The following is an 18,856-nucleotide window of genomic DNA, read 5'->3' as shown; positions in this document are numbered from 1 at the left end:
GAAGATTAGCGCCACGTAATCCGCTGAATGCGGGCAACCGCCCTAGTTCTCCGTCACGCTACTTTAGGTCACATGCGCGCGATGGTGATTTCCGAACCCGGCGGACCCGAGGTTCTGGACTGGCGGGAAGTGCCCGATCCGCGTCCCGCCCCAGGTGAGGTGGTTGTCGACGTCGTCGCCTCGGCCGTCAACCGGGCCGACCTCCTCCAGCGCCGCGGCCTCTACCCGCCGCCCCCCGGCACATCGGAGATCCCCGGTCTCGAGTGCTCCGGGGTGGTCGCCGAGGTCGGCGGGAACGTCCCCGGCGTCGCGCCCGGCGACCGGGTCTGCGCCCTGCTCGCGGGCGGCGGGTACGCGGAGCGGGTGGCCGTCCCGTGGCAGCAGGTCATGCCGGTGCCCGAGGGGCTCCCGCTCGACGAGGCGGCCGCGCTGCCCGAGGTCGCCTGCACGGTCTGGTCGAACGTCTTCATGACCGCCCGCCTGCGGAAGGGCGAGACGCTGCTCGTCCACGGCGGCGCGAGCGGCATCGGCACGATGGCGATCCAGCTCGCCAAGGCGTACGGCTCCCGGGTGCTGGTGACGGCGGGATCGGCCGAGAAGATCGAACGCTGCCGGGCCCTCGGCGCGGACGAGGCGGTGAACTACCACGAGGAGGACTTCGCCGAGCGCTTCGAGGGCCGGGCCGACGTCATCCTCGACATCATCGGCGCGAAGTATCTGGCCGGGAACATCCGGGCCCTCGCCACCGGCGGCAGGCTGGTGGTCATCGGCATGCAGGGCGGCGCCAGGGGCGAGCTCGACCTCGGGGCGCTGCTCGCCAAGCGGGCGGCGATCCACGCGACCGGGCTGCGCCACCGCCCGGTGGACGACAAGGGCGTGATCTGCCGGGGCGTCGTGGAGAGCGTCTGGCCGCTGGTCACCGCCGGGGCCGTACGCCCCGTGGTGCACGAGCGGATCCCGCTCGACCAGGCCGCGCGGGCGCACCGGGCGCTCGAAGAGGGGGCCCACGTCGGAAAGCTGCTGCTGGTCAGGTGAGCTAGGTTGGATCGGGTGAGCACCGGTGTGCCCCAGCGGAGTGAGTCAGGAGTTGTAAGCGATCGATGAACGCAGACGAGAGCACGCCGCAGATCGTGGTCGTGGGCCCGCAGGGCCTGTCGGTCTCCGGCGACGGTAGCGGCGAGCACGAGGAGCGATCCGTCGCCGACCTGGTGGAGCAGCCCGCCAAGGTGATGCGGATCGGCAGCATGATCCGTCAGCTTCTTGAGGAGGTGCGCGCCGCTCCCCTCGACGACGCCAGCCGCAAGCGGCTCAAGGACATCCACCAGAGCTCGATCAAGGAGCTGGAGGAGGGTCTGGCCCCCGAGCTCGTGGAGGAGCTGGAACGGCTGTCGCTGCCGTTCAGCGACGACAGCCCCACCCCGCCCAGCGACGCCGAGCTGAGGGTCGCGCACGCCCAGCTCGTCGGCTGGCTGGAGGGCCTGTTCCACGGCATCCAGACCACGTTGTTCGCCCAGCAGATGGCCGCGCGGGCCCAGCTCGAACAGATGCGCCGCGCCCTCCCCGGCGGCCTGACCCAGGCGGCCGCGGACGAGCAGGGCCACCGCGCCGGCGGGCCCTACCTGTAAGGCCTGTACGACCTGTAAAGGGCCGCGGAGGTCAGAAGAGGTCTTCCAGCACCACCGCGACGCCGTCGTCGTTGTTGGCCGCCGTCACGTGATCGACGGCGGCCAGCACGTCCGGATGGGCGTTCGCCACCGCGTACGACGTGCCGGCCCAGCTCAGCATCGGCAGGTCGTTCGGCATGTCGCCGAAGGCGACCACCTCCGCCGGCTTGATCCCCCGTTCCTCCGCCAGTGTGGCCAGCGCCGTCGCCTTGGTCACGCCGTACGCGCTCATCTCCAGCAGCGCCCGGCCGCTGGAGTGCGTCGGGGTCACGATGTCGCCCACGACCTCCAGGGCCACGCGGACCAGTTCGTCGGGGTCCATCGCGGGATGAGCGGCGAGCAGCTTGGCGCATGGCAGGGAGGTCAGCGCGGCGGTCCCCACCTCCCGTCCGCACGACACCTCACGGGAGTCCCAGCCGCCGAGCGCGTACGCCGCCTCGTGCGCGAAGTCGCCCTCGTACTCGACCGAGAACGTCAGGCCCGGCACGTCCCGCCGGAGGCGGGCCACGCACTCCTCCAGGACGTCCGGGGCGATCAGGTGCGACTCGACGATCCGCTCGGTGTGCAGGTCGTACACGAGTGCGCCGTTCGCGCAGATCGCGAGCCCGCAGTGCCCGACGGTTCCCGCGACGCTGTGCATCCACCGGGGCGGCCGCCCGGTGACGAAGACGAGGGTGCCGCCGGACTTCTCCACCCGGGCGAAGGCGGCGGCCGTACGCGATGAGATCGTTCCGTCGGTACGCAGCGCGGTGCCGTCGAGATCCGTGGCGATGAGGCGGGGGCAGGTCATAGCAGGTTCCAGTGTGCACTGTGACGCGCCATGACCTGCCCCCGGCCACCCCTGGGGCGAGAAATCTGCCCCAGACGTGGAACACCAACGGGCTCCATAGTGTTAGATGTGAAGGCGTTGTATTAGCTGTTCCCGTAGCGAAAACCAGTTTGACTGTATGAGCCACCCGGGGAGCTGTGCGACACACCGGGGGCCACGAGGTGTGGTCCCCAAGATTCACTTCCTTAGGGAGAGCAGTAATGGCTCAGGGAACCGTCAAGTGGTTCAACGCTGAGAAGGGCTTCGGCTTCATCGCACCGGACGGCGGCGAGCCCGACGTGTTCGTGCACTTCTCCGCGATCACTGGCAGCGGCTACCGCAACCTCGAGGACGGCCAGCGGGTCGAGTTCGAGGTCATCGCCGGTCCGAAGGGTCCGCAGGCGTCGAACGTCCGTGGTCTCTGACCTGACGCGACGAAGGCGGGGCTCGCGCAAGCGAGCCCCGCCTTTCGTATATCCGGCCGATGACTGGGGCCAATCGCCGGCTCGGTCGCCGGGTGTGATACCGCTCACATGAGGAGACCTCCGTGCGTGAAAGTTTCACGTACGGAGGCCTCTTTCGGGTCTGATCGCCGATCCGGCGAAGAGATTTACATCACTCCTGACGCCCGCCCTCACTGACCCAATCACCCGGCGCGGAGAGGGGCCGCCCGGCGGCGCGTCCCTAACGCGACACCGGCTCCAGGACATCGAGTCCGACGTACGGCCGCAGCGCCTTCGGCACCACGACAGATCCGTCCGCCTGCTGGTGGTTCTCCAGGATCGCCACGATCCACCGGGTGGTGGCGAGCGTGCCGTTGAGCGTGGCCACGTGCTGCGGCCGGCCGTCCTCGTCGCGGTAACGCACCTTCAGGCGGCGGGCCTGGAAGTCGGTGCAGTTCGAGGTCGAGGTCAGCTCGCGGTAGCGGCCCTGGGTGGGCACCCAGCCCTCGCAGTCGTACTTGCGGGCCGCCGACGAGCCGAGGTCGCCGCCCGCCACGTCGATCACGCGGTAGGGGATCTCGACCTTCTCCAGCATCTCCTTCTCCCACGCGAGGAGCCGCAGGTGCTCCTCGTGCGCGTCCTCCGGACGGCAGTAGGAGAACATCTCCACCTTGTCGAACTGGTGGACACGGATGATCCCCCGGGTGTCCTTGCCGTACGACCCCGCCTCACGGCGGAAGCAGGACGACCACCCCGCGTAGCGCATCGGCAGCGCCGCCCGGTCGAGGATCTCGTCGGAGTGGTAGGCCGCCAGCGGCACCTCGCTGGTGCCGACCAGGTAGAGGTCGTCGGCCTCCAGCCGGTAGACCTCGCTCGCGTGGGCGCCGAGGAAGCCGGTGCCCTGCATCGACTCCGGCTTCACGAGCACAGGGGTGATCATCGGCGTGAAGCCGGCCTCGACCGCCTGCTGGATCGCCATGTTCAGCAGCCCGAGCTGGAGCCGCGCGCCGGCGCCCTTCAGGAAGAAGAACCGGGCGCCGGACACCTTGGCCCCGCGCTCGGTGTCGATCGCGCCGAGCAGCTCGCCCAGCTCGACGTGGTCGCGCGGCTCGAAGTCGAAGGCCGGCTTCTCGCCGATCTCCTCGATGACGACGTAGTCGTCCTCGCCGCCGGGGGGCGCGCCCTCCTCGACGATGTTCGGCACGGTCATGAGCAGCTCGTCGAGCTCGCCCGCCAGCGCGGCGGCCTCGGCCTCGGCCGTCTTCACCTGCGCGGCCAGCTCCTTCGCGCGGTCGAGCAGCGCCTGGCGCTCGTCTCCGGACGCGCGGGACACCGACTTGCCGATGCTCTTCTGCTCGGCGCGCAGCGACTCGAAGTTGTTGAGCGCGGCACGGCGGCGCTCGTCGAGCGACAGCAGGGTCTCCACGACCGAGTCGTCCTCGCCGCGGACGCGCTGCGACGCCCGGAGCCGGTCCGGGTCCTCACGAAGGGTTCGCAGGTCAATCACGGCTCACAGGCTACCGGAGCCGGTGCGGCTCCCGCCCGTCAAGCGAGACCGGCGCGGATCTTTCCGAGCCACTGCGCGGCCTCGTCGAAGTCGCCGTCCGCCGTACCCGGCTTGACCTGCGTGGCGACCCGGTCGGCGCGGGGATAGCTACCGAGGAAGCGCAGGTCGCCGCAGAGCCGGTGGAGCCCGGAGACGGCCTCGCCGACCCTGGCGTCCGCGACGTGACCCTCAAGGTCGAAATGGAAGAAGTAGCGCCCGATGCCGTCGCCGGTGGGGCGCGACTCGATCCGGGTCAGGTTCACCCCCCGCACCGCGAACTCGCTCAGCATCTCCAGCAGGGCGCCCGGGTGGTCGTCACGCAGGAAGGCGACGAGCGAGGTGCGGTCGGCACCGGTCGGCTCGGGCAGCGGCCCCGGCCGGCTCACCTGGATGAAGCGCGTCACGGTGTCGGAGCGGTCGCCGATGTCCGAGGCGATGGCGTCGAGCCCGTAGTACTCCCCGGCGATGGCCGGGCTGATGGCCGCGTCGTACGGCGAGCCGGGAACGGAGACCTCCTGCGCGGCGGCGGCCGTGGAGGACCCGGCGATCACCACGGCGCCGGGCAGCTCACGCTCGATGTACCCACGGCACTGTGTGTGCGCGGCGGGGTGGGTGATGATGCGCTTGATCTGTCCCAGCTCGGTGCCGGGCCGGACCAGCAGGGAGAACTCGACCGGCAGCAGCACCTCGCCGGTGATGTGCAGCGACCTGCCCTTGGCCAGCTCGTCGAGGGTCTGGGTGATCGCCCCCTCCACCGAGTTCTCCAACGGGACGACCGCGCCGTCGGCGTCGCCGTCGCGGGCGGCGTCGAGCGCGGCTCCGACGTTGGCGCAGGGCAGGCGCTCGACGTCGGGCGCCAGGAGTCGCAGTGCCGCTTCACAGAAGGTGCCCTGCGGTCCCAGGTACGCGAGCTTCGACATGTCGTCCAGAGTATCCGCAGGTGTCGGCGGTGAGGATGCCGAATCACGTTCTGTGGAAAACCATGAGCCGATCACGCCGCTCCCCCGGCGGCAGCGGCCCGCCTTCGTGGCAGCCAGGACCCGAGCAACCAGACCAGGCCGATCGCCCCGAGCCCGAAGGCGTTCTGCACGATCTTCCCGGCGACCGGGCTGAGGACCGGGGCCTCCAGCGCCTTGATCGACACCCCCCACCAGGGGATGGGCAGCACGTAAAAGAGCCACACGCCGGCCGCGACCAGCAGCCGGACCGGGTCCCGCCCCGACCCGGCGACGGCCGCGACCACCACCACGATCCAGGCGATGTGGTGGATCCACGCCACCGGCGACAACAGCACCGCCATCAGCCCGGTGAGCGCCACGGCCGTCATCGTGTCGCCGTCCAAGTGGGCCCGTCGGGCCTGGCGGAAGCCGTACCAGCCGATGGCCGCGACGGCGGCGAGCCAGACGGCCGAGGTCAGCGCGTCGGGCAGGTAGAGCCTCAGCAACATGCCCCGCAGCGACTGGTTGGTGGTGGCGGCGTTCGCGCCCAGCCGCTCGGAGTCGAGCAGCGCCCTGAACCAGAAGTCCCGCGCGTCGTCAGTGATCACCAGGAACGGCAGCAGCGTGAGCACGGCCGCCGTGAACAGCGCCATGAACAACGCCCGCCGCTGCCCCACATCACCCATATCCCCGAGGCGCCGCCGCGCTGTGAGCCCAAGGCGTTGCAGCGTGCTCCCATGGCGCTGCGCTGTGCTCCCGTGGTGCTGCGCTGAGCTTCCGTGGCTGGAGTCGCTATGGCTTGGGGCGGTGCCGCGAGGGGCGAACGCGGTGACGGCCAGGTAGACGAGGAAGACGCCGGGGGTCAGCTTCACCGCCGTCGCCAGGCCGATGAGCATCCCGCGCGGCCACCACGGGCGGCGCACCACGCAGTCGAGCAGGCACAGCGCGAGGAGGAACAGGTCCACCTGCCCGAACCGGACCTGGTCCCTGATCGGCATGAGGTACATGCACCCGGCGCAAAGCACGGCGAACAGCGCGGGCGCGGCCAGGGCGCCGCGTACGCCGTCCAGGAAGGCCCGGAACGCATGCCGTACCGTCACCGCGAGGACGGCGACGATCGCGATCGTCCACACCCACTGCGCGACCGGCCAGGACATCGCGGCGAGCGGCACCGCCAGCATCGCGGCGACCGGCGGGTACGTGAACGGCAGCAGCTGCGGTGCCGGCGTGATCACGTCGTAGACGGGCAGGCCCCGCAGGAGTGCCCAGCCGCCCGTACGGTAGACGTCGAGGTCGACGAGACGCTGGTCTTCGGGATTGGTGAGCCAGTAGGCGATCAGCGGGGACGCGGCGGCGGCCACCGCCACCAGGGCCAGCGCCCATGCCCAGGCGGGCCGGCGGGCCCCGGCGATGCGGCCAGTCGTCACAACCAGGCAGGTTACCGTGGACCCTGGCCACACCATTGTCGATCATGAGGGAGCCTGGAACAGTGCCATCCGCACCAGCACCGGCGCCGGGCCGGGGACGTTCCGCCGCCCCGCCGGGCGGCGGCAGCGTGCCGGTGAGCCCAGGCCCCCGCTCGATGCCGATGCCCGCGCATCGCGGCTCCAACCCTCGCCAGGTGCTGATGGGGACACGCCTCCGCTGGGTGCAGGTGGCGGCCCATCATGGTCCGGGTGCTCGCGGGGAGCACACGGCGACTCGCAGCGGCCCGGGTGCTCGCGGGGAGCACACGGCGACTCGCAGCGGCCCGGGTGCTCGCGGGGTGCGGGTGCTCCTGGCGGCTCTCCTCGCGCTCCTCGTCGCGGCCATCGTCGTGCCCTTCTCCACCGGCCCGGCCTCGGCCGAGACCGGGCCGGCCGGGGGAACCGTGCCGCCGGGCGGAACCCTGCCGGCGGCCGCGACGGTGCCGGTGGGGCGGGTGGTGGTGATCGGGGTGCCCGGGCTGCGCTGGGCGGACCTCGATCCGGAGCGGACGCCCACGTTGTGGGCCCTGGCGGACCGCGGCTCCACCGCGTCGCTGTCCACGCGGGCGGTGCCACCGGAAGGCCTGCCCGTCACCTGCCCGGCCGCCGGATGGCTGACCGTCTCGGCGGGGCAGCGGGCGGCCTCCCCCGGCTCGGGTTGCGGCGCGATCCCCGCGCCCATCGCCGCAGAGGACGGGACCGCGCCGGTCGCCGCCGCTGACGGGACGGCGTCGGTGCCCGGCTGGGCCGCGCTGATCGCCGCGCAGCAGTCCAGTCCGTTCAGGGCACGGCTCGGGCTCCTCGCCGACGCCGTCACCGCCGCCGGGGGGAAGGTCGCGGCGATCGGCCCGGGAGCCGCCCTCGCCGCCGCCGACGGATCCGGCAGGGTCGCGACGTACGCCGCCACGCCCGCCGCGCTGCCCGACCTCACGCCGTACGCACTGGTCGTCGCCGAGGCCGGGGAGATCACCCAGGCCTGGACCGAAAGCCGGGAGACGAGCCCGCAGTCCGCGCAATCCACAACTCCCACGAACCAGGCCACGCCGTCCACAACCCAGCCGGTGCCGGGTGCATCGGCGGCGCGATCCACAGCGTCCGCACCGCAAGCCACACCACCGGCCGCGCCGTCCACAACCCAGTCGGCGCGACCCACGGCATCGGGCACGCGATCCACAGCGTCCACAGCCTCGGCCGGGGGCGAGCGGGAGCCGGCCGATCTGGACGGGGAGGCGCGGCGGGCGGCCGTGAGCGCGGCCGACCGGACCGTGGGCGAGGTGCTGGCCAGGGTCCCCCAGGGCGCCACCGTCCTGGTGGCCGGGATCTCCGACTCCGGCTCCGTCGCTCATCTTCACGTGGCGATCGCCTCGGGCGGGCCGTACGGGCGCGGATGGCTCACCGCCGCCTCGACCCGGCAGCGGGCACTGGTCACGATCACCGACGTCACGGCCACGGTCACCCACCTGCTCGGCATCCCCACGCCCGAGGGCGTGGTCGGCAGGGCGTGGTCAGGGGGCGGCGCGGCGCCGAACGCGGCCGTGGCGGTCCGCGGGCTGGCCGGCGCCGACCTGGCGAGCCAGGTGCTCAGAGAGGTCAGGGAGCCGTTCTTCATCGCGCTGGTCAGCGCGCAACTGCTGTTCTACGGCCTCGCCGCGATCGTGGTCAGGCGTCACCGTCGCATGCTCACCGCCACCCGCGTGGTCGCCACGGTCAGCGCCGCCCTCCCGGTGTCGATCTTCCTGGCCCAGCTGGTGCCGTGGTGGAGCTTCAGGCACCCGATGCCCGCCCTGCTCGGCACGATCGTGGCCTTCGCCGCCCTCGTGGCGGGGCTCGCGTACGCGGGGCCGTGGCGCGGCCGGGTGCTGGGGCCGCCCGCCGTGGTCGCCGGGGTCAGCTCGCTCGCGCTCCTCGCCGACGTGGTCACCGGCTCGCGGCTGCAGGTGAACGCCGTGGCCGGGTACGAGCCCGTGACCGGCGGCCGGTTCTACGGCTTCGGCAACATGGCCTTCGCCGTCTACTCGACCGGCACCATCCTGCTGCTGGCCGCCGTCGCCCACGCGCTGCGCCGCCGGCCGAGGCTCGCCGTGGCCGTCTGCGTCGCGTACGGCCTGCTCGCGATCGCCGGGGACGGCTGGCCGACCTGGGGCGCGGACTTCGGCGGCGTGCCGTCGTTCGTCCTGGGCGTGGCGGTGTGCGTGCTGATGGCCGCGGGCAGACGGGTATCGGTCCTCCGGCTCGGGGTGATCGGCCTGGCGGGCGCGGCGCTCATCTCGCTGATCGCGGTGGCCGACTGGCTGCGCCCCGCCGATCAGCGCACCCATCTCGGGGCGTTCGTCCAGCAGATCATCGGCGGCGACGGCGGCTCGGTCGTCGGCCGCAAGCTCGGGGCGATGCTCCACACTCTGGGCAACCTGCCGCTGACGCTGCTGTCGGTGGTCGCGCTGGCGTTCCTGTTCCTCGTGCCGGCCCGGCCGTCGCGGTGGGGCGCGGCGGGGCTCAGCCTCGCGTACGCCCGGGCCCCCGAACTGCGGGCGGGGCTGATCGGCGCGCTGACCGCGGCCTTCGCCGGGTTCCTGCTCAACGACTCGGGGATCGCGATTCCGGCGATGGCCCTGACGGTCGCGGTGCCGCTGACCCTCGCGGCGTCCGTACACGCCCTGCAGCTCGCGCCGCCCACCACAGCAGCGCGATCGTCAGCGCCAGCAGAAGCGACGGCGCCACCCACTGCCTGATCACCTCCACGCTCCACCACAGGTCACCGGGCTGGTGCGCCTGGCGTGCGGGGAGATAGGCCAGCGAGAGCACGGTGAGCCGGGCGACCAGGAACCCCTCCATGCCCGGCCAGGCGACCAGCGCGAGCAGCGCGAAGCCCAGCCCGTCGTACCACGGCAGCGCGTACGGCGTGGCGAACAGCCAGGCCACCGCGACGGCGAGGGCGACGACCAGGCCCTCGCGCTCCGTCGCCGGACGGCCGCGCAGCAGCAGGACGGCGAGCCCGGCCAGCAGGAGCAGCGACCCCGCCTGGATCCACGCGTGGTACGCCCCGGACCCGAACACCGCCTGCAGCGCCTTCTTCCCGAGGGCCCACGGGGTGGCGAGCGAGACCGATCTGCTGGCGTTCAGCAACTGGTCGAGCGAGTGGGGCCCGGCCAGCAGGTACGCCGCGACGACGGTGAGCATGGCGAGCCCGGCGACCAGGGCGAGCCGCCGCGGGTTGCCGCGCAGCTCCCACGCCGTGCCCAGAGCCACCACGCCCACGGTGGCCTTGACCGCGACGCCGAGGCCGAGCGGCACGCCCCGGCGGGCGACCAGCCCGGCCACGACGAGCGCGACCGCGAGGGTGTCGAGGTGCATCCCGGCCACAAGCTGGTAGACGACCAGCGGGTTCGCCGTCCAGAGCAGGGCCGCCCGGCGCTGCCGTAGGAGGTCACCGGCCGAGGCACGGTGGAGAAGCAGGCCGGTGGCGATGAAGGCGGCGGCGTTGACCAGGGCCATCACGAAGACCGTCAGGCGGACCGAGTCGCCGCCCACGTGGCTCGCCAGCGCCTGTACGGCCGTCGCGACCGGGCCGTACACGCTGGGGGTCCTCGTCCACTCCTCCACGCGGCCGATCACCGGGTCGCCGGGCAGGTCGGCGGGCACGGTCAGGTAGGGGTCGTATCCGAGGGCCGCCATCCGGCCGTACGCGGCGTAGTTGAGGTGGTCGGCCGACCCGGAGGGTGGCAGGAACGCGAGCACCTCGGCGGCGGCGCATCCCGCGAGGACGAGCGTGCGCGCCTTCGGCAGCCGGTCGACGGACATCAACCCGACGGCCAGGCCGATCGCCCCGAGCACGACGGCCGCGGCGGCCATGGCGATGACGAGGTGTCCGCCGGGGGCGAGGTTCAGAGACCAGGGGGGCTGCCACGACCCGGCCTGCCCGGGCAGCTCCGGCACCATCGCGGACGGCCCGAGGACGCCGATCGCGATCGTGAGAAGGATCGACAGGCCGCCCGCCGCCACGGCCGCGACCGGCCCGGCGACGGTCCGCGCTTCCACCCGAGAATTCCACCACACGGCCGGGCCGGTCAGGCCCGTACGGGCGGGGGCTACCGGCGCGAGGGCCGGACCGTGGAGATGGTCTGCCGCACCACGGGCTCGCGGGCCGCGAGGGCCAGGCCGACGTCGCGAAGCTGCCGCGCCCGGTGCACCTGGGAGCGCCAGTCGGTGCCGGTGGCCCGGTGCGACATCTCGACCTCGACCTCGACCACCCGGAAGCCCTTCCTGAGGAGGTCGACGGTCATCCCGGTCTCGACGCCGAAGCCGTGCGCGAGCGGGCGGGCCGCCTCGAAGGCGTCCCGGGTGAGGCACCGCTGCCCGTTGAGCGGCTGGGTCGCCTCCCAGCCGGTCAGCCGTTTGATCCCGTCACGCGCCAGCCTCACGACCATGCCGTGGCCGCCGAGCTTGACCCTGGTCGCGAACGTCGCGATGGTCATGTCGGCCTCGCCCGCCCGCACGGGCGCGATCAGCGGGAGGGCCGCCGCCGCCGTCTCGCCCAGGTCGGCGTCGAGGAACAGCAGGTGACGCGCGTGGTCCGCGTCCAGGAGGCCCGCGGCCTCGGCCCCGCTCTCCATCGCCGCGGCCTTGCCCCTGTTGCGGCTGTGCCGTACGACCCGGGCGCCGGCCGCCCTGGCCACCCGGCCGGTCTCGTCGGACGAGCCGTCGTCGACCACGACCACGAGATCCACGCCGGGCAGCTTCAGGGCGGCGCTCACGGTGGCGCCGATCCGTTCGGCCTCGTCCTTCGCCGGGATCACCACCGCGGTGTCCGGCTCGGGCACTGCCATGTCCCTCATACGCCTAGCCCTGGTGTTCGGCGGTGAGCAGATCGGCGGGCACCGCGTCGTACACGGTGAACACCGAGTCCAGGCCGGTGACCTGGAGAATCTTCCGTACCGCCGGTCTCGGGGCGGCCACCTCCAGCGTGCCGCCGCGTTCCCGCAGCCGCTTCAGCGCGGAGAGCAGCACGTTCATGCCCGTGGAGTCGCAGAACTCCACTCCGGACATGTCGATGACCACCCGGTCCGGCCCGGTGTCCAGCAGACGGGTGAACTCCGTCTGCAACCGGGGCGCGGTATAGAGGTCGATTTCGCCGAATACGGCCATGACGGCCTGACCGGCGTGGGATTGCGTCGCGACTTTCAGCTCCACGACGCGCACACTAGCGTCGTCCCGGCCCCGGGTCACGTTCCACGGGTTTCGTCGAAGAGTCGTCCGCCCTTTGTCCCCGATTCCGGCCGCATGTAAACGCGGAGTGCGCGAAACTTGACGCTCAGCGACACCGGCGTCGCCGGATGGAGGGCCCCGGAACCTCCGCGTCCTGGTCGTCACTTCGCGGAAGGAGGACGGGCGCCTGGGAATGCCACGTGGATCTTCACCACTTGGGAGATCCACGGCCAGAACCCGGAACAGTGGGCCCGACAGCATCATGAACAGTGACATTCCCGAGGATTTCCAGCGCCGCGTGCTGCGGGAGCATCTGGAGACGATCCAGGCGCACACCGAGAAGGCCTCGTCGTGGCGCGCCTCCGCCGAGCCGCTGCGCGGCCTGCTGAACCGCGAGGGGTACGTCCGGGTCAGCGCCCGCCTGGTCGGCGAGGACCTCGACTTCCTCGCCGAGGCCCGCGAGGAGCTGCTGTGCTTCTCGGAGCTCGGCATCCGGCTGCTCGACCTGCACCAGCCCAGGGACGCGGGCGGCATCTCCAGCGACCCGGCGAACCCGATCCTGCGGTGCAGGAGCTGCATGTGGCGCTGGCCCTGCCCCACGTTCCGCGCGATGGCGGAGGCGTTCACGCCGCGCCGCCGGGAGGCCGCCCCGGATCTGCCCTCTTGGCGGGGGCAACTCGAACCCCAGCGAGCCCCCGACCTCGGTTAGAGCCCTCTCCGCCGGTACGCGGCCCGAGGCCGCGTGCCGTACGTGAACTTTTCACGCCGGCCGACGTCACGTCAGCCGGTTCCGAAGCCATGCCCGGCGACGGTGCGCATGTCAGCGCCGGGAGCCCCGGCGGATCGAGGCGGCCGGACCCCACCGCGCGATTTTGCCCGTTGATGTCTGCCACAGCGGTGGGAACGTGAAGGCGACCGCTCCCTCGATCAGCCGACGAAAGGGGTCCCGATGATCCACACGATCCAAGCCTGGGGCGACCGTCTGCTCGCCCGCCTCGTACCGAAGACCGAGGCGTCGGCCTCGGTGCCGTGCTGGTGCATGCAGCAGCAGTGGTGCTGCTACGGCGGCAACTACGGCTACTACTGCGGGCAGGTCGGAACCTGCTGAGAACCTGCCACGGTGGGCCGCGTGCGGGCGACACCCCGCGTGGCCCGCGCCGAATCGCGAGGCGGAGCGCCGCCGGGACGGACGGGATCCGTCCGGGCCGCGGAGAACCTCAGGGGGAGAACCGTGAACTACGTGCTGCTCGCCTGCCGGATGGCCGTCGGGCTGACGTTCCTGGTCTCACTCGCGTCGAAGCTGCGGGGACGGGACTCGTGGCTGCGGTTCGCCGAGGCGGCCGCGCTACTGCTCCCCGGCCGTACGACTGCTCGGCCCGGGGAGCGGCGGCACCTGCTCGCGGCCGCGGTGGCCCTCGTGGAGGGGGCCGTCGTCGTGCTGACGGCGCTCCCCGCCACGACACGTGCCGCCTTCACGGTCGCGCTGGCGGCGCTGGCGGCCTTCTCCTTCGTCATCCACGCCGCGATCCGCGGCGGGCGCGCCGTCCCCTGCCACTGCTTCGGCGGCGGCAGGAGGTCGCCGGTCGGGCCCGCCGACCTCGTCCGCAACGCCGTTCTCGGGCTGATCGCCCTCACCGGGCTGGCGCTGACGGTCCTCGTCCCCGTACGCGGGCCGGACGAGGTCGCCGGAGCGGCGGTCGCCTTCCTGGCCGCACTGCTGGTCACGGTCCTGGTCGTGCTGACGGGGGAGATCGCCGGCCTGTTCGGGCTCACCCGGGAGAGCGGGTGGCGATGAGCGGCGGCTTCGCGAGGCGGCGCGAACGGTGCTGACGATCCTCCTCCTGGTCGCGGCCGTGGCGCTCCCCTGCGCGGCCGTGGTCGCCGTGCTGCGGCGGCGGTACGTCGTCGTCGAGGTGCACGGCACCAGCATGCGGCCGAGCCTCCACGCCGGAGACCGCGTCCTGGTGCGGCGCGTCCCGCCACGGCGCGTCCGGGTCGGCGAGGTCGTGGTGGTCGAGGCGCCGGGTCTGCGCGTGCGTCACCCCGGGCCGCCACGAGAGGTGCCCGGGCCGGACCGGAGATGGCACATCAAGCGGGTGGCGGCGGTCGGGGGCGATCCGGTGCCCGCGCGGGTCGCGGACACGCCCGCGCTCCGCGACGCGGCCTGTGTCCCAGCCGGCCATCTCGTCGTCCTGGGCGACAACCCCGATAAGAGCCTGGACTCGCGCCAGCGCGGCTTCGTGCCCGACGACCGGGTCCTCGGCGTGGTCCTGCGCCGGCTGCCGCCGGAGCGCCGCAGGTGATCCCGGCGCCTTCCCGGCCGCCTTTCACCCCGACACCGATCAGGGAGACAGCATGCAGTTCCTCATCGCGTTCGTCGCGATCGTCGGCGTCCTGTGCGCCGTGGATCTCGTCCTGTCCGTCGGCGTCATCCGGAGGCTCCGCGAGCATTCGGAGGCACTGGAGGCGCTGCGCCGCGGGCCCTCGGTCATGGCCCCGGCGGGGTCGGCCGTCGGCCCGTTCACCGCCGTGACCACGGACGGGGAGACGGTGTCCGACGTGACCCTCCCCGAGACACCGACGCTCGTTGGCGTGTTCTCACCGGGCTGCCCCGCCTGCGCCGAGCGCCTTCCCTCGTTCGTCGACGCGGCCGAGAACCACGACGGCGGCAGGCCGGCGGTCCTCGCCGTGCTGGCCGGCCGGGAGGAGGACGTCGCGGCGGAGCGCGCCGCGCTCGAACCCGTCGCCCGTGTGGTGATCGAAAGCGGTGGCGGCGGCCTCACGAGGGCGTTGTCGGTGTCCGGGTTTCCGGCGTTCGCGCTGGTCGACGCGTCCCGCAGGGTCCTCGCGAGCGGCACCGCCATGGAGGGCCTGCGGACGTGAGAGCCGTCCGGGCGCCGCGACGCAGGGCTTGGCCTGTCAGGCGCGACGCAGCGGCAGCGTGATCGTGAAGCGGCAGCCGGGGCCCTCGTTGGCCACGCCGATCTCCCCGTCGTGGGCCTCGACGATGCCGCGGGCGATCGCGAGGCCGAGCCCGGCGCCGCCGTCGGGGCCGGGCGTACGCGCGGCCTCGCCGCGGAACGCGACGTCGAAGACCCGGGGGAGATCCTCCTCCGGGATGCCGCCGCAGCCGTCGAGCACCGACAGCCGGGCGGCCGTCCCGTCCGCCGCCGCGCGCACGAGGACCGTCCCCGCGGCGGGCGTGTGCCGGATCGCGTTCACGACCAGGTTGCGTACGGCCCGGCCGAGCTGCCCGGCGTCGGCGTACACGGGAACGTGCGGGTCGGCCTCGCCGGACAGGCGCACCCCTTCGGCGCGGGCCAGCGGCTCGACGGCGGCCAGCGTGTCCGCCACGAGGTCGCCGAGCCCGGTGCGGGCGAGCGACAGCCGCAGCGAACCGGCGTGGATCCGCGACAGCTCGAAGAGGTCCTCCACCATGCCGGTGAGCCGGTCGACCTCCACCCTGATCTGCACGTGATACCGCTTGACCGTCTCGGGGTCGTCGGCCACCCCGTCCTCCAGCGCCTCGACCATCGCCCGCATCCCGGCGAGGGGCGTGCGCAGGTCGTGGCTGACCCAGGCGACGAGCTCGCGCCGCGCGCTCTCCAGCGCCCGCTCCCGCTCGCGGCCCAGCCGCAGCCGCTCGTACGCCTGCTCCAGGGCGGCGCCGATGGTGCGCAACTCGGCCGGAAGCGGGTTGGGCGGCGGGGTGAAGCGGCCCGACGGCGGCACGTTCTCCACCGCGGTCACCAGGCTCCTGCTGGCGCGCACCACCGTACGCGCGTTCACCAGCGCCACGCCGAGCCCGACGAGGCCGCCGATGGCCACGACGGTGAGCACGATGTTCTTCGGCCGCCCCTCGATGACCATGGCGAGCGTGATGGCGACCACCCCGGCCAGCGTCGCGGAGACCGTGACGGCCGCCACCACCGCGAGCATCACGCCGATCGACCGCCGGCGCAGCACCCGCAGCAGCGCCAGGCCGAGGGCCGCGATGACCAGGCCGAGGCCGGCGGCGACCGCGACGATCTGGACGATCACGACAGCGGCTCGTAGCGGTAGCCCACGCCCCAGACGGTGACGATCCGCCGCGGGTCGGTCGGGTCCGGCTCGATCTTCTCCCGGAGCCTCCGTACGTGGACCGTCACGGTCGAGGAGTCGCCGAAGGACCAGCCCCACACCTGGTCGAGCAGCGCCGCCCGGCTGAACGCCTGGCGCGGGTTGCGCAGCAGGTAGACGAGCAGGTCGAACTCGCGGGCGGTCAAGGTGATCTCCTGCCCGCCGAGGCGCACCTCGTGGGCGCCGACGTCCACCACCAGGTCGCCGTCCCGCAGGACGCCGGTTCCCGTCGGCACCAGCGCGCCCCGGGCCCGCCGCAGCACCGACTGGACGCGCAGGGCGAGCTCGCGCGGGCTGAACGGCTTGGTCACGTAGTCGTCCGCGCCGGTCTCCAGGCCGACCACCCGGTCCATCTCCTCGCCCAGGGCGGTCAGCATGATCACCGGAACCGGCCAGCGCTCCCGCAGCTTCCGGCAGACCTGGAGACCGTCGATCTTGGGCAGCATCAGGTCGAGCACGAGCAGGTCGGGCGGGTCGGCCAGGGCCCGCCGCAGCGCCTCGGCGCCGTCACCCACGCACTCGACCTCGTGGCCGTCCCGCTCCAGGTAGCGGGCGACCACCTCGGCGACGGTCGGGTCGTCGTCGACCACCAGGACTCGGGCGGCGGGGTTCGCGGACATCGGACTCCTCGGGGAGGGCACGCCTCAACGGTAAAGCCGCGGGACGACCGCGCCGAGCCCCTGTCACCGCCCCGTAAGAACAACCCGCCGGGGTCCGCGGACGGCGGGGCTTCCAGAGCGAGTTCGCACAGGCCGGTGGAAAACGGTGCCGATCACGATGATTCACGTGAAACCTCGGCGGCAGCGGGTAGTACAACTCGGTTTGGATCAAGCTCGCGCTTGTCAGTCGCACCGCGTAGCGTGTGCCTATGGCCCGTACCGTACTGACCGTTCTGGGGATCCTGCTGGCCCTGTGGCTGGTGTTCGCCTTCATCATCCCCGCGATTTTCGCGACGCTGAAGTTCCTGCTCATCATCGGGATCATCGCCGCCGTCGCCGTGCTCGCAGTCACCGTCGTGGGGAAGCTGTCCCGCTGACGTGAACGCTCTCCAGGCCGCCGCCACCTCACTCGTCTGGCTGCTCGCCGAACTGGCCACCGGGCTGGTCGGCGGCTCCGGAGTGCCCTCGGTGACGGCCTTCGCCGGTGTGGCCGGGGTGGCCGTGCTGGTGTTCGCCTGGATGCTCTCCCGGCTGACCGGGGCCCCCGCCGTCGTGCGGGGCCCGGGCAGGCGTTCGTACGACGGGGAGACGGCGATGGTCAGGCTGCGCGATCCCGGCGCGCCCGGCCGCCCCCGTCCCCGCGCACCATCAGGAAGCCCCGCGCTCGCCTGACCACCGATCCGGTCGCGAGCGCTTTCGTCATGCCCCGAACCCAGACGAAAGGCTTCCCCGTGTTCGACTTCGTGCTCGACCCCGCCTACCGGCTCATCGACGCCCTCAGCCACGTCACCGGCGCCGGGCTCGCGATCGTCCTCGTCACCCTCGCCGTACGGCTGTCGCTCCTGCCGCTGAGCATCCGCGTCGCCCGCGCTCAGCGCGTCCGCCTCCGGCTCGCTCCCCAGGTGGAGAAGCTCCGCAAGCGGTGGCAGAAGGACCCGGAGCGGCTCATGCGGGAGGTGAACGCGCTGTACGCAGCCGAGGGCACCAGCCAGTTCGCCGGATTCCTCCCGGGCTTCGCGCAGACGCCGTTCTTCATGGTCACCTACCGGCTGTTCACCACCGCGACGATCGCGGGGCATCCGAACCTGCTGCTCGCGCAGGGCCTGCTGGGAGTGCCGCTGGGGGAGCACCTCGGGGCGGTGGTCGCCGGCGCGGGCCTGTTCAGCCCGCCCGTCGTGGTCTTCGCCGTGCTGCTGGCGCTGCTCACGGCCGTGGCCGTGATCGCCGCCCGGCGGGTTGAGCCCGCAGCTCCGATGCGGCGCCTGCAGGTCCTGCTGCCGTTCTGGACCGTCCTCGCGGCGGTCTTCCTGCCCCTCGCGGCGGGCGTCTACCTGCTCGTGAGCACCGCCTGGACGACCGCCGAGCGCGCGGTGCTCTACCCCCGGCCCGCCTGATCCGCCGGGGCCTGCGCCCGGGCGGTCACACGACAGCCGCGTGCCCCTGCGGCGGCGCGCGATCACGGAACTCGTCGCGGCCGCCGTGCGGCTCGTGTGGGGCATGGGATGGAATCCTGGGCCCTGTGACCGATGCGTACTCGATCAGCACGTGGGCGGGCGGAGACGGCCGGGAGGGGCTGCGCGCGCTCCTCGCGGCCTATCACCTGCGCACCGAGGAGGAGAAGGGCGTCCCGGTGCCCGGCGTCGCCGATCTGCCCGAGCGATACCGGGCGGAGGTGGAGGACCCCGGAGCGGCCTTCGAGCGGGACGTCGTGCTGGTCGCGCGCCGCGACGGAAGCGCCGTCGGCTGTGTGGTGCTGACGGAGGCGGCCGGCGGGCGAGCGGAGATCAAGCGGCTCTGGGTGGACCCGGACGAACGCGGCAGGGGCGTGGCCGGCGCGCTCGTCCAGGCCGCGCTGGCCCGGGCGCGGGAGGCCGGCCTGCGGTCCGTACGGCTTTCGGTCTGGAGGTGGCGGACGACGGCGATCGCGCTCTACGAGCGGCTCGGCTTCGCTGTCACCCGGTCGTGGGACGCGCGCGACGACCTGCTCTGCCTGGAGCACCCTCTCCGCTGA

At 72.8% G+C, this 18,856-nt stretch carries 21 protein-coding genes and 1 pseudogene; 13 read left to right on the top strand and 9 right to left on the bottom strand.

Annotation, left to right across the window (positions count from 1 at the left end; all coding sequences use genetic code 11):
* Positions 1–72 precede the first annotated feature (72 nt).
* Together F5972_RS13300 and F5972_RS13295 are read left to right on the top strand one after the other, a co-directional pair.
* Positions 73–1,035, top strand: coding sequence for an NAD(P)H-quinone oxidoreductase (locus tag F5972_RS13300; RefSeq protein WP_150933761.1), 963 nt, complete (start codon positions 73–75; stop codon positions 1,033–1,035).
* A 65-nt stretch (positions 1,036–1,100) separates the two neighbouring features.
* Entirely contained in the window at positions 1,101–1,625 is a 525-nt protein-coding gene (locus F5972_RS13295) for a bacterial proteasome activator family protein (protein ID WP_150933760.1), read from the top strand.
* A gap of 31 nt (positions 1,626–1,656) precedes the next feature.
* On the opposite strand, the gene F5972_RS13290 is transcribed toward F5972_RS13295, so the two are convergent.
* The gene (locus tag F5972_RS13290; RefSeq protein ID WP_150933759.1) at positions 1,657–2,454 is read right to left on the bottom strand and encodes a Cof-type HAD-IIB family hydrolase; all 798 of its coding nucleotides are present in this window, start codon (positions 2,452–2,454) and stop codon (positions 1,657–1,659) included.
* A 239-nt stretch (positions 2,455–2,693) separates the two neighbouring features.
* Between F5972_RS13290 and F5972_RS13285 the strand changes: the two genes are divergently transcribed.
* The gene (locus tag F5972_RS13285) at positions 2,694–2,897 is read left to right on the top strand and encodes a cold-shock protein (protein WP_041952879.1); all 204 of its coding nucleotides are present in this window, start codon (positions 2,694–2,696) and stop codon (positions 2,895–2,897) included.
* 259 nt (positions 2,898–3,156) lie between these two features.
* On the opposite strand, the gene serS is transcribed toward F5972_RS13285, so the two are convergent.
* The 3 genes from serS to F5972_RS38090 form a co-directional block, all read right to left on the bottom strand.
* Positions 3,157–4,422, bottom strand: coding sequence for a serine--tRNA ligase (gene serS / locus F5972_RS13280; protein WP_150933758.1), 1,266 nt, complete (start codon positions 4,420–4,422; stop codon positions 3,157–3,159).
* Between the two features lie 38 nt (positions 4,423–4,460).
* Positions 4,461–5,381 (bottom strand): prephenate dehydratase, encoded by a 921-nt coding sequence (gene pheA / locus F5972_RS13275; protein WP_150933757.1) that lies wholly within the window; start codon positions 5,379–5,381, stop codon positions 4,461–4,463.
* Between the two features lie 71 nt (positions 5,382–5,452).
* Positions 5,453–6,826 carry a glycosyltransferase 87 family protein gene (locus tag F5972_RS38090; RefSeq protein ID WP_225311430.1) on the bottom strand — a complete coding sequence of 458 codons (1,374 nt, stop codon included), beginning with the start codon at positions 6,824–6,826 and terminating at the stop codon, positions 5,453–5,455.
* A 338-nt stretch (positions 6,827–7,164) separates the two neighbouring features.
* On the opposite strand from F5972_RS38090, the gene F5972_RS39340 reads away from it, so the two are divergent.
* A complete protein-coding gene (locus tag F5972_RS39340) occupies positions 7,165–9,594 on the top strand; it encodes a hypothetical protein (protein WP_150933756.1) in 2,430 nt (809 codons plus the stop codon).
* 571 nt (positions 9,595–10,165) lie between these two features.
* On the opposite strand, the pseudogene mptB reads toward F5972_RS39340, so the two are convergent.
* From mptB to F5972_RS13250, 3 genes and pseudogenes are all read right to left on the bottom strand, one after another.
* Positions 10,166–10,663: pseudogene (mptB, locus tag F5972_RS39335) on the bottom strand (polyprenol phosphomannose-dependent alpha 1,6 mannosyltransferase MptB); the annotation flags it as partial.
* Between the two features lie 287 nt (positions 10,664–10,950).
* Complete coding sequence (locus tag F5972_RS13255) at positions 10,951–11,688, bottom strand: glycosyltransferase family 2 protein (protein WP_150933755.1); 738 nt, start codon at positions 11,686–11,688, stop codon at positions 10,951–10,953.
* A gap of 13 nt (positions 11,689–11,701) precedes the next feature.
* Positions 11,702–12,052 carry an STAS domain-containing protein gene (locus tag F5972_RS13250; protein WP_117409882.1) on the bottom strand — a complete coding sequence of 117 codons (351 nt, stop codon included), beginning with the start codon at positions 12,050–12,052 and terminating at the stop codon, positions 11,702–11,704.
* A gap of 277 nt (positions 12,053–12,329) precedes the next feature.
* Here F5972_RS13250 and F5972_RS13245 point away from each other — a divergent pair, with 277 nt between their 5' ends.
* The 5 genes from F5972_RS13245 to F5972_RS13230 all read left to right on the top strand — a co-directional run bounded on the left by F5972_RS13245 (position 12,330) and on the right by F5972_RS13230 (position 14,950).
* A complete protein-coding gene (locus F5972_RS13245; protein ID WP_225311428.1) occupies positions 12,330–12,776 on the top strand; it encodes a hypothetical protein in 447 nt (148 codons plus the stop codon).
* A gap of 240 nt (positions 12,777–13,016) precedes the next feature.
* Positions 13,017–13,175 (top strand): hypothetical protein, encoded by a 159-nt coding sequence (locus F5972_RS37195; RefSeq protein WP_191910090.1) that lies wholly within the window; start codon positions 13,017–13,019, stop codon positions 13,173–13,175.
* Between the two features lie 123 nt (positions 13,176–13,298).
* Positions 13,299–13,862, top strand: a complete 564-nt coding sequence (locus F5972_RS13240) for a MauE/DoxX family redox-associated membrane protein (protein WP_150933754.1) — start codon at positions 13,299–13,301, stop codon at positions 13,860–13,862.
* A 28-nt stretch (positions 13,863–13,890) separates the two neighbouring features.
* A complete protein-coding gene (locus tag F5972_RS13235; protein WP_150933753.1) occupies positions 13,891–14,370 on the top strand; it encodes a S26 family signal peptidase in 480 nt (159 codons plus the stop codon).
* 52 nt (positions 14,371–14,422) lie between these two features.
* Positions 14,423–14,950 carry a TlpA family protein disulfide reductase gene (locus F5972_RS13230; RefSeq protein WP_150933752.1) on the top strand — a complete coding sequence of 176 codons (528 nt, stop codon included), beginning with the start codon at positions 14,423–14,425 and terminating at the stop codon, positions 14,948–14,950.
* A 36-nt stretch (positions 14,951–14,986) separates the two neighbouring features.
* Here F5972_RS13230 and F5972_RS13225 read toward each other — a convergent pair whose 3' ends face one another.
* Together F5972_RS13225 and F5972_RS13220 are read right to left on the bottom strand one after the other, a co-directional pair.
* Positions 14,987–16,108: a sensor histidine kinase gene (locus tag F5972_RS13225; RefSeq protein ID WP_225311427.1), complete on the bottom strand. Its 1,122-nt coding sequence runs from the start codon at positions 16,106–16,108 to the stop codon at positions 14,987–14,989.
* Positions 16,105–16,806 carry a response regulator transcription factor gene (locus tag F5972_RS13220; protein ID WP_150933751.1) on the bottom strand — a complete coding sequence of 234 codons (702 nt, stop codon included), beginning with the start codon at positions 16,804–16,806 and terminating at the stop codon, positions 16,105–16,107. The genes F5972_RS13225 and F5972_RS13220 overlap by 4 nt, the downstream gene beginning before the upstream one ends.
* 248 nt (positions 16,807–17,054) lie before the next feature.
* On the opposite strand from F5972_RS13220, the gene F5972_RS37190 reads away from it, so the two are divergent.
* From F5972_RS37190 to F5972_RS13205, 4 genes are all read left to right on the top strand, one after another.
* Positions 17,055–17,222 (top strand): hypothetical protein, encoded by a 168-nt coding sequence (locus tag F5972_RS37190; RefSeq protein WP_191910089.1) that lies wholly within the window; start codon positions 17,055–17,057, stop codon positions 17,220–17,222.
* A gap of 1 nt (position 17,223) precedes the next feature.
* The gene (locus tag F5972_RS13215) at positions 17,224–17,517 is read left to right on the top strand and encodes a DUF6412 domain-containing protein (protein ID WP_204284880.1); all 294 of its coding nucleotides are present in this window, start codon (positions 17,224–17,226) and stop codon (positions 17,515–17,517) included.
* Positions 17,518–17,546: 29 nt separating this feature from the next.
* Positions 17,547–18,239: a YidC/Oxa1 family membrane protein insertase gene (locus F5972_RS13210; protein ID WP_150933750.1), complete on the top strand. Its 693-nt coding sequence runs from the start codon at positions 17,547–17,549 to the stop codon at positions 18,237–18,239.
* Positions 18,240–18,364: 125 nt separating this feature from the next.
* Positions 18,365–18,856, top strand: coding sequence for a GNAT family N-acetyltransferase (locus F5972_RS13205; protein WP_225311426.1), 492 nt, complete (start codon positions 18,365–18,367; stop codon positions 18,854–18,856).

The sequence above is a fragment of the Microbispora cellulosiformans genome (genome assembly GCF_008728085.1).
Lineage (GTDB): Bacteria > Actinomycetota > Actinomycetes > Streptosporangiales > Streptosporangiaceae > Microbispora > Microbispora amethystogenes.
The sequence above is the reverse complement of the archived record's forward strand: the minus strand, read 5'-3'. Positions and strand labels throughout refer to the sequence as shown.